A 10737-nucleotide genomic window follows, 5' to 3' on the forward strand; every position below is an offset into this window, starting at 1 on the left:
GGAAAAGCATAGTATTAGTTAGTATTAGTTGGCAAATATTTAACTAGCTAAACTCCTTTTAATTTCTAAAATTACCCGCAGAAGATTGTTTATATAACTCCGCTTTTGCCAGAGTGGGAGAAAAAACCGTTCCTTCCCCCACTGCTAGTTGGCGTTAAATAGTTGATGTCAAAGCTTGGACTCTCGATTCTGAAGACCATTCTAATGGATTCCAGACTCTTTCCTCTAAAGCCATTTGCTCAATTAAACTAGCCAAGCGCAGAGCTTTGAGAGCTTGTTCACCACCAACAGAGGGTTGATTGCCACCACGGACACAGTTGACAAAATGCTCTAACTCTGCACTCAGAGGCTGAACATTAGTGGTATAAACCTTTTCGATTAAACCATCTTGTCTATATAGGACTTTTTGCTGATCGATCAGCGGGTTGACAGGGGTTTGCCTATGTACCAAAATTTCATTATTGAGAAAATCTGCTTCTGTGAATGAATTTTTACAATGGGCAACCAGACGGCGGATTTTTCGGTGAGTAACTTTGCTGGCTGTAAGAGTAGCAACAACTCCATTGGCAAAGCCCAAGGTCGCAGTTACATAATCTAAATAACCTGAGTCTAAGGAACGAGTCCCATTAGCCGTTAATTTCACCACTGGTGATGCGGCTAATTCTAGCAGTAAATCAATGTCATGGATCATTAAATCCAGCACCACGGAAACATCACTCCCCCGCACTGAATAAGGACTCATGCGGTGCGATTCTAAAGCCAAAACTTCCTCGGTTTTCAGAACTTGACTCAGTTCCCTGAATGCGGGGTTAAATCGCTCAATGTGACCAACTTGCAAAATGCACTGAGATTCAGCAGCAGCATTCACTAAAGACTCGGCCTCAGAAATACTAGCTGCTATTGGTTTCTCAATTAAAACATGGATTCCGGCTAATAAACAGTTGATGCCTACGGCATAATGTAGCCTTGTCGGTACAGCAACACAAATCGCGTCTACATGAGGTAATAAGTCACAGTAGTTTTCAAAAAAACGAACTTTGTATTTACTGGCCGTTTCTAAACCACGTTCAACGTTAATATCGGAAACCCCTACTAGTTCTACATCTTTCATGGAACTGAGAACGCGGGTATGATGTTGTCCCATGTTACCAACCCCAATCACTCCTATGCGGATATGATGCGGTTGGTTGCGCTGTGAATATAGATTTGGTTCTGACACTGATCTGCTATTTTGCACTATTTTTTTCTCCTCAACCACCAAATTTAGAGACTCTAAGGTCTTTAACCTTTATACTGAAATGCCAGGTTTTATTTGTCTTTAACCATCAAGATGGTAACATAGTGATTGTCTTTATGAAGAATTTCAAAGTTCAGGTTCAGTTCCCGTCATCTACATGGGATTTTGGGTCAATGATTGTTAATTTCCCGGTTTTATTCATCTCCTCAAAACATTATATGTTTCTTTATTGACTTGATAAATGCCCTGTTTTCTCAGTATAAATTCTTGGATATGTCGTTAATCAATTAACTAATCAAATAAATATCCGATCTTGATCAAAGTAATTTTATTTTTATTGTGTAAGTATTTTACCTGATGAACAAATAGTTGAAACTTAGAGTATAATTTACTGGAGGATCTATAAAATTTCTGTTCCCCTGTCAGGGAATTTTTGCACATATTTAATTTTTTTGCGGGCATTTTATTGATTTTTCCATTTTTTGAAGGGAATTTGTGAAGGAATGGGTAATTGATCAAATTATCCCCTGCTTTCTCTGATTTTCTTGACTTTTGTTATCCCCATTGCTGATTTCGATATGAAAGCTGTAATTCTATTATCCGGTGGCTTAGATTCTTCAACGGTGCTTTATCAAGCAAAGGCAGATGGTTGTCAATGCTATACTATTTCTTTTGATTACCAACAACGACATCGGAAAGAATTAAATTCTGCTTTAACGCTTGCTAATACAGCCGGGGTAATTGAACATCAAGTAGTTAATTTTGATTTACGGCAATGGGGAGGCTCGGCACTGACAGATGATAAGATTAATTTACCTCAACAGCGATCGCTGGCTGAAATGGCCGATAATATCCCTGTCACCTATGTTCCTGCCCGTAATACCATCTTTTTAAGTTTTGCTTTGGGTTATGCAGAGGCGATCGCAGCGGAACGAGTATATATTGGGGTTAATGCCCTAGATTACTCTGGCTACCCAGACTGTCGTCCTGATTATATCCAAGCTATCCAGGAAGTTTTCCGTTTAGGCACAAAACAAGGACGTTCTGGACAACCAATTAAAATTATCGCCCCGTTAATTGACTTAAAAAAAACAGAAATTATCCAACTTGGTAATCAATTAGGAGTTCCTTGGCATCTCACCTGGTCTTGCTATGCTGGTAATGATATTGCCTGTGGTGTCTGTGATTCCTGTCAATTGCGGTTAGCAGCTTTTGCTGAATTGGGGTTAAAAGATCCTCTTCCCTATGCTGGTGCTTAGAAAATCAACAACTTTCACTCTGCAATTCAGAAAGGTTCTCATGCTGAAAAACTTGCATAATTCGGGCAGGATGCCCACTCTACAAGAGTTTTACTTGTAAGCAATATGCAAGTTAAATGTGCAACAGCTTAATAAATAAAAAAATAATTAGTATATTCAAACATGGCAATTTTACACGGAACTTGGATAATAAATCATCAAAATAGCTATTTCTTTATTTGGGGGGAAATTTGGCGTTCTTTACAGGTGCATACTCAAGTATCTGCTGAAATTTCTTTACACCCATTGGCTATGACATCAGGAGAATTAAATGAATGGTTAGAAACATCTAATTTATCAATTGCTAATTTAATTCAGTCAAATACTACTAATAAACAAAGAATTAAAAGTAAACCACAAACAGAAAATAAATTACCTATTCACTCACAAATAATTACTTTACCAACTGATTTTGTAGAGAGTAATAAATCAGAAATAATCACAATTTTTCCGGTTCATTCTGTTAACTTAGATATAGATTCTTCATCTTCACAAGATTTACAATATTTACATCCTTGGAAAATTGAAGGTTTTTGTCTCACTCCAGCATTAGCAATTCAATTTCTTAGCTCTTTACCTCTGAGTCCAAATGATAGTAAAGCAAGTTTATTAGGAGCAGATATTCATTTCTGGATACATATTTTCAGATGGCATTTAGACTTGATTTCTCGTTGTAAATTTTTACCAACAATTGAAAAACAAGATAGTAGTTTAATTGCCAAATGGCAGGTACTTTTAGATAGCGCGATAGATGTCACTAGATTAGAAAAATTTGCTTTAAAAATGCCTTTAGCTTGTCGAACCTATCAACAAAATACCGAAAATCTAGCAATTGATTTACCATTATTACCTCAAGAACTAATATTATCATTCCTCAACCACATTACAGATCATCAATTACGGTTAATGGTGGGTTCTCAATCTCCCCTTGAACCGAGAATCATCATGTCTTTACCTAACGCATTACAGCAATGGTTAAAAGGATTAATTAACGAAAATAATACAATTAATGGAGCAGGAGGAGAACGTTTAAAAACTACTTTAAAAGCCTGGACTTTACCCTTACAATATCAACTTACGGGACAAGCATCATTTAAAACCTGTTTCCAATTACTTCCTCCAGAAAATCAAGAACCAAATTGGACTTTAAAGTATTTTCTCCAAGCAGCAGATAACCCGGAATTTTTAATAGAAGCAGCGATAATTTGGCAGCAACCTGTAGAAAAATTAGTTTATCAAAATCGGACAATTGAACAACCTCAAGAAACATTTTTGCGAGGTTTGGGTTTAGCTTCTCGATTATATCCCAAAATTACCACCAGTTTAGAAACTGCATCTCCCGAATTTTGCCACCTGACTCCTACAGAAGCTTATGAATTTATAAAAACTGTAATTTGGAGATTTGAAGATAGCGGTTTAGGAGTAATTTTACCTTCTAGTTTAGCAAATCGGGAAGGGTGGGCAAACCGTTTAGGGTTAAAAATTATTGCCGAAAGTCCCCAACAAAAATCAGGACGTTTAGGTTTACAAAGTTTATTGAATTTTCAATGGAATTTAGCAATTGGTGGACAAACAATTTCTAAAGCGCAGTTTGATAAACTGGTAAAATTAAATAGTCCTTTAGTAGAAATTAATGGTGAATGGGTAGAATTACGTCCCCAAGATATCAAAACCGCCCAAAACTTTTTTAGTTCCCGTAACGAAGAAATGTCTCTTTCCTTAGAAGATGCTTTACGTATTAGTAAAGGAGATACTCAAGTAATTGAAAAATTACCTGTTGTTAGTTTTGAATCTACTGGTGCATTAGCCGAATTAATTGGGGCATTAACTAATCATCAAGAAATTCAAATTTTACCAACTCCTAGCAATTTTACCGGACAGTTAAGACCTTATCAACAACGTGGTGTAGCTTGGTTAGCGTTTTTAGAAAGATGGGGTTTGGGTGCTTGTTTAGCGGACGATATGGGATTAGGTAAAACCATTCAATTCATCGCTTTTATACTTCATCTCAAAGCAGAAAATGTTTTAGAAAAACCAACTTTATTAGTTTGTCCTACTTCGGTTATGGGCAATTGGCAAAAAGAAGTAAGTAAATTTGCTCCGACTCTCAAAGTTTTAGAATATCATGGTGATAAACGTCCTCAAGGTAAAGCATTTACTGAAACTGTGAATAAACATGATTTAGTCATTACTAGCTATGCACTCATTCACCGTGATATTAAACTTTTAAAAACCGTTGAATGGCAAATCATTGTTTTAGACGAAGCCCAAAATATAAAAAATTCAGAATCTAAACAATCCCAAGCAGTTCGACAGTTAGAAACTACATTTCGTATTGCTTTAACCGGAACACCTGTAGAAAATAGATTACAAGAATTATGGTCTATTTTAGATTTCCTAAATCCCGGTTATTTAGGTAATAAACAATTTTTTCAAAGACGGTTTGCTATGCCTATTGAAAAGTATGGTGATACTGCTTCTTTAAATCAATTACGTTCTTTAGTGCAACCGTTTATTCTCCGTAGATTAAAAACTGATAAAGATATTATTCAAGACCTGCCAGAAAAGCAAGAAATGACGGTTTTTTGTGGTTTAACTTCCGAACAGGCTACACTATATCAACAATTAGTAGATCAATCTTTAGTAGAGATTGAATCTGCCGAAGGTTTACAACGTCGGGGTATGATTTTAGGACTATTAGTGAAGTTAAAACAAATCTGTAATCATCCTGCCCAATATTTGAAATTAGCAACTTTAGAAAAACATCATTCTGCTAAATTACAACGACTAGAAGAAATGTTAGATGAGGTTTTAGAATTAGATGACCGGGCTTTAATTTTCACACAATTTGCTGAATGGGGTAAGTTATTAAAACCTTATTTAGAAAATAGATTAGGACGAGAAATATTCTTTTTATATGGTAGCACCAGTAAAAAACAAAGAGAGGAAATGATTGATAGATTTCAACATGACCCCCAAGGATCACCAATTATGATTTTATCATTAAAAGCTGGTGGTGTGGGTTTAAATTTAACTAGGGCAAATCATGTTTTTCACTTTGATAGATGGTGGAATCCCGCAGTGGAAAATCAAGCCACAGACCGAGTATTTAGAATTGGTCAAACTCGCAATGTTCAAGTCCATAAATTTGTTTGTACTGGAACTTTAGAAGAGAAAATTAATAATATGATTGAAAGTAAAAAGCAATTAGCAGAACAAGTTGTAGGTGCAGGAGAAGATTGGTTAACGGAAATGGATACTGATCAACTTCGTAATTTATTAATATTAGACCGCAATGCAGTCATTGAAGAAGATGAAGTTTAAAAAACCATTAGTTTTTAAATCATGTAAATCCTAACTTAGATAAAAAATAAAAGTATGAAAGAAAACATAGACCATGACCGCTTATTTAAAGAACTAATATCAACCTTTTTCATAGAATTTATAGAATTATTCTTTCCTCAAGTCCTCGAATATATAGACACCGAATCAATTATATTCTTGGACAAGGAAATATTTACTGATGTTACCGCAGGAGATAAATATGAAACCGACCTGATAGCCAAAGCTAAATTTTTAGGTCAACCTTCTTATTTTGTGATTCATATTGAGGCAGAATCAGGTGCAAGACCGAAATTTAATCAAAGAATGTTTCGTTATTTTGCCAGATTAGATGAAAAATTGGACTTACCAATATATCCGATAGTGATATTTTCCTACGACTCACCGAAAACCGTAGCTGTGAATAACTATCAAATCAACTTTCCTGATTTTGAGGTGCTAAAATTTAATTATCAGGTGGTGCAACTAAATCAACTCAACTGGAGAGACTTTTTAACCCGTCAAAATCCAGTTGCATCGGCTTTGATGTCGAAAATGAGCATAGCACCCGAAGATAGGCCAAAGGTCAAAGCAGAATGTTTAAGGTTATTAGTCACCTTAAAATTAAATCCAGCTAAAATGCAATTGATATCAGGTTTCATTGACACATATTTGAGATTGAATAAAATTGAAGAAGATAAATTTCAAATAGAAGTAGGTACATTAATAACAGAGGAAAAGGAGGAAGTTATGCAAATTGTTACCAGTTGGATGGAAGCAGGAATTGAAAAAGGAATTGAAAAAGGAATTGAAAGGGGAATTGAAAGGGGAATTGAAAGGGGAATTGAAAGGGGAATTGAAAGAGAAAAAAATTTAATTATTCGTCAAATTAATAGGAAATTTGGACAGATTGATCTAGAATTAGAAACCAAAATTAGAAGTTTAAATATAGAAATTATTGAAGTTTTGGGAGAGGCAATATTTGATTTAGATGATGTAGAGGATTTGCGAAATTGGTTAGAGAATTGTTGATACATGAGTCTTCAATGATACTTGGAATAAATGGAGAAGGTCTATTGCTAATACCACAAAAAGATGAAAGATTATGAGTAACGAAACCTTACAAGCAAGTCGGGAATGGTGGTCACAAAGATGGTTAGATCTACTGGATTCTTACCGATTTAAAAAACGCTTAGAACGGGCAAGAAATTATTATCGAGAAGGAAATGTTCTCAGTATCAAATTTAAAGCTGGGAAGGTATTAGCTAGAGTGCAAGGTAGTGAAGTAGAACCTTATAAAGTGTCTTTATCTCTTGATGCTTTTAGTGAGGAAGAATGGGGTTATATTGTGGAAACAATGTCCCAAAAAGCGATTTTTGCCGCTAAATTATTAGCAGGGGAAATGCCACAAAATATTGAGGAAGTTTTTATCAGTAATGGTTTATCATTATTCCCCTTTACTCTAACTGATATTCACAGTAAATGTTCTTGTCCTGATCAAGCAGTTCCTTGTAAACATATCGGTGCTGTATATTATCAATTAGGCGATCGCTTTAGTGAAGATCCTTTTGTATTATTTCAACTACGTGGACGCACAAAAGAGCAAATTATCAGCGATTTACGTCAATTACGCAGCAGTAAAAATGTAAACATAATTCAAGAAACATCAGAAATTCAAACAGAAGTTTCTGAACATCAATATCCTGTTAAAATAGATGATTTTTGGCAATATAATGAACCATTAGAATCTTCTTTAGTGGTAATTTCACCTGCTGTGAGTGCAACAATATTAGATGTATTAGGAACAATTCCTTTAGCAAAAGATGAGGAAAATACAACTAATTTACCTGCCGGTGAATTAGTGATGAAATATTTAGAAGCAGTGTATAAAGATGTCAGTCAAAAGGCTTTTTTAGCAGCTATGAATGTGGGATGATCATCAAAAACTGCTAATTACACACAAAAATAAGGCTTCAGTCCACTCCACCACAGCGCCATAGATATCTCCTGTATGTCCACCTAATTTATGATTAAACCAAGCTGGGGTAACAACGGAAATCACACTCCCAGATAAAACCATATCTGTTAAAGCAGTAATTTTCAAAACAATAATCATTGTAGCGGACATTGCCCCAAACGCACCGGTGGCACTATCCATAATGACCTGTAACCGTCGTTGAGGATCACCCACTGCTAAACCATCCGCTGTATCCATTGCTGCATCTAAATGTAATCCTCCGGTAATTGCTATCCACCTACTACCAAAGCATTAAGGGTTAGCATAGGAATACCCAAATAATTCATACTTACATCTAACCCACCTAAAATACCACCAATAAATTTTGCACATCAGGTAAGTGAACTTTAGGAAGAGGGGGTATGTTAATATAAGTAGGTTGGCGTTAAAAATTGTCGTTATGACAAGGGAACAGGGAACACGGAACAGGGAAGAGGTTTTGGGTAAATTTACTTTTCGTTACTTGTGTCGGTTTTTTTTCCGTTTACCTACTTATCTAACTTATCTGAATGAAAAAGGGTAAAAAATGAATTTTTATGATGCTTTTATTTCCTATGGCCGTCCTGATAGTAAAGCCTTTGCTATAAATCTTAATGAAAAATTGACAGCAGCAGGTTTGAATGTCTGGTTTGATCAAGACGATATTCCCCCAGCAGTGGATTATCAAAAACAAATTGATGATGGCATAGAAAAAGCCCATAATTTCTTATTTATTATTGCTCCTCACTCAGTTAATTCTCCCTATTGTCTCAAGGAGATTGAACTGGCTATTAAACTAAATAAACGAATTATTCCTTTACTTCACGTTGAGCAAATTAGCAAGGAAATATGGCAACAAAGAAACCCGAATAAAACTGAAGAACATTGGCAAGAAGACCAACAAAAAGGGCTGCATTCTATTTATCCGAATATGCACCCAATAATTAGTAAAATTAATTGGATTCGGTTTGCAGATAATCTTGATGATTTTTCTAACTATTTTAACGGTTTATTGACCGCAATTAATAGACATCAAGATTATGTAGAACAACATACCAATTTTTTAGTGCAAGCTTTAGAATGGTCGAGAAATCAGCAACAAACCAATTATTTTTTGGTCGGGGAAGAAAGAGGAAAAGCCGAAAAGTGGTTAAAACAGAGATTTACTAAAGAACAACAGCCTTGTCTACCTACAGATTTACATTGTGAATTTATTTGTGAAAGTATAAAAAATTCTCATAATTTACTAAGTCAAGTTTTTCTAGCAGCCGCAGATAAAGACGAGGTAATTAAGGAGAAAATTAGAAAAACATTAATGCGTGAAAGTATTACTGTTTGGACAAACAAGACTGATATTAAAACTGGAACTGGATTTGAAAAGGCAATTAATCAAGGAATTGAAGGAGCAGATAACTTTGTCTATTTAATATCATCGGATTCCTTGCAATCGGAATATTGTCAACAGGAATTAAATCAAGCTTTAGCAAATAATAAACGGATTATTCCTTTATTGATTACAGAAACTGATTTTAAATTAATTCCCCTAGAGTTAAAGAAATTACAGTTTATTGATTTTACTCAATCAGAAAACGAAACAGAATATCGTTTTAGTACAGATAAATTATTACAAGAATTACAAAAAGAATCTTCCTATTATGAAAAACATAAAATCCTGTTAGTCAAAGCCCGGAAATGGCAAAAACAAAATCAAAACCCTAGTTTATTATTGCGGGGTTATAACCTCCAACATTTTGCAGCTTGGTTAAAGGTAGCAAAACAGCGAGAAGATTATCCTCCCTTACCTTTACAAGAGGAGTTTATTACTACCAGTCTCAATCAATCAGAAGCATCTTCTTTAGAAGTTTTTATCTCCTATTCTCGTACCGATTCAGATTTAGCGCGGAAAATCAATGACGCTTTACAAGAATTAGGAAAAACGACTTGGTTTGACCAAGAAAGTATTGCTACAGGGACTGATTTTCAGCAGGAAATAAATCGAGGAATTGCCAGTTCCGATAACTTTTTATTTATTATTTCACCTAAATCGGTAAACTCTCCCTACTGTGCTGGTGAGGTGGAATATGCCAAAAATTTGGGTAAACGTTTTATTACTGTACTACATCGCCCTTTATCAGATGATGATAAACAAAAACTCCCTGCGGCTTTAGCAAATGTGCAATGGCTCGATTTTAATCAGCATGGAGGGGAATTTTTTGCCAATTTTAATGAGTTAGTGAGGACGCTGGATACAGATAGAGATCATGTCAGAAGTCACACGAAATGGTCACAACGGGCTTTGGAATGGGATGAAAAGGGCAAAAATGTGGATTTGTTGTTACGAGGGAGTGAGTTTGCTGTTGCGGAAGCATGGTTAAAGACAGCAGAAACAGAGAATAAAAAGCCGGCTACGACAGCTTTACAGAAGGAGTTGATTGATAAAAGTCGAGAAGCGATAGAAGCACAAAAGAAACAAAATCAGCGTCAGTTATTGGTTTTGAGGTCGCTGCTTACGGGTGCTGTTGTTTTATTGGTGGCAGCAATTGGCACAACTGGCTTTGCTTTCTTACAAAAACAGGAAGCTGAGACGCAAAAAGCAGAAGCTGAAAAAGCTAAAAATCAAGCCCAAACAAGTGAGCAAAAAGCCAAAAATCAAACAGCTATTGCTACTCAAGAAAAACTCAATGCTGAGACGCAAAAAATTAAGGCTCAGAAAAGTGAACAAGAAGCTAAAAAACAGGCAATTATCGCCAATACAGAAAAACAAAATGCTGTCATAGCTACCAATAAAGCTCAAAAAAGTGAGCAGGAAGCCAAAAAACAGGCAACTATCGCCAATAAAGAAAAACAAAATGCTGTCATAGCCAGCGATAAAGCTCAAAAAAGTG

At 35.4% G+C, this 10737-nt stretch carries 6 protein-coding genes and 1 pseudogene; 5 read left to right on the forward strand and 2 right to left on the reverse strand.

The genetic code is table 11. The annotated features are described in order from the left end of the window. Positions 1-154: 154 nt before the first annotated feature. The gene (locus ACIR131C_RS0119105; RefSeq protein ID WP_028091471.1) at positions 155-1237 is read right to left on the reverse strand and encodes a Gfo/Idh/MocA family protein; all 1083 of its coding nucleotides are present in this window, start codon (positions 1235-1237) and stop codon (positions 155-157) included. A 578-nt stretch (positions 1238-1815) separates the two neighbouring features. Between ACIR131C_RS0119105 and queC the strand changes: the two genes are divergently transcribed. The 4 genes from queC to ACIR131C_RS0119125 all read left to right on the forward strand — a co-directional run bounded on the left by queC (position 1816) and on the right by ACIR131C_RS0119125 (position 7792). Continuing rightward, on the forward strand, positions 1816-2496 hold the full coding sequence (gene queC, locus ACIR131C_RS0119110; protein WP_028091472.1) for a 7-cyano-7-deazaguanine synthase QueC: 681 nt from the start codon (positions 1816-1818) through the stop codon (positions 2494-2496). A 162-nt stretch (positions 2497-2658) separates the two neighbouring features. Beyond that, a complete protein-coding gene (locus tag ACIR131C_RS0119115; protein WP_028091473.1) occupies positions 2659-5859 on the forward strand; it encodes a DEAD/DEAH box helicase in 3201 nt (1066 codons plus the stop codon). Positions 5860-5913: 54 nt separating this feature from the next. After that, positions 5914-6888, forward strand: coding sequence for a DUF4351 domain-containing protein (locus ACIR131C_RS0119120; RefSeq protein ID WP_028091474.1), 975 nt, complete (start codon positions 5914-5916; stop codon positions 6886-6888). Positions 6889-6961: 73 nt separating this feature from the next. Next, positions 6962-7792, forward strand: coding sequence for an SWIM zinc finger family protein (locus tag ACIR131C_RS0119125; RefSeq protein ID WP_028091475.1), 831 nt, complete (start codon positions 6962-6964; stop codon positions 7790-7792). 3 nt (positions 7793-7795) lie between these two features. Here the strand turns inward: ACIR131C_RS0119125 and ACIR131C_RS23435 are convergent. Beyond that, positions 7796-8193 (reverse strand): annotated as a pseudogene (locus ACIR131C_RS23435) (adenosylcobinamide-GDP ribazoletransferase); the annotation flags it as partial. Positions 8194-8399: 206 nt separating this feature from the next. Between ACIR131C_RS23435 and ACIR131C_RS23440 the strand changes: the two are divergent. Further along, on the forward strand, positions 8400-10737 hold a 2338-nt coding region (locus tag ACIR131C_RS23440; protein WP_035372545.1), incomplete at its 3' end, for a TIR domain-containing protein.

This window comes from Dolichospermum circinale AWQC131C (genome assembly GCF_000426905.1).
GTDB classification, from domain to species: Bacteria; Cyanobacteriota; Cyanobacteriia; order Cyanobacteriales; family Nostocaceae; genus Dolichospermum; species Dolichospermum circinale.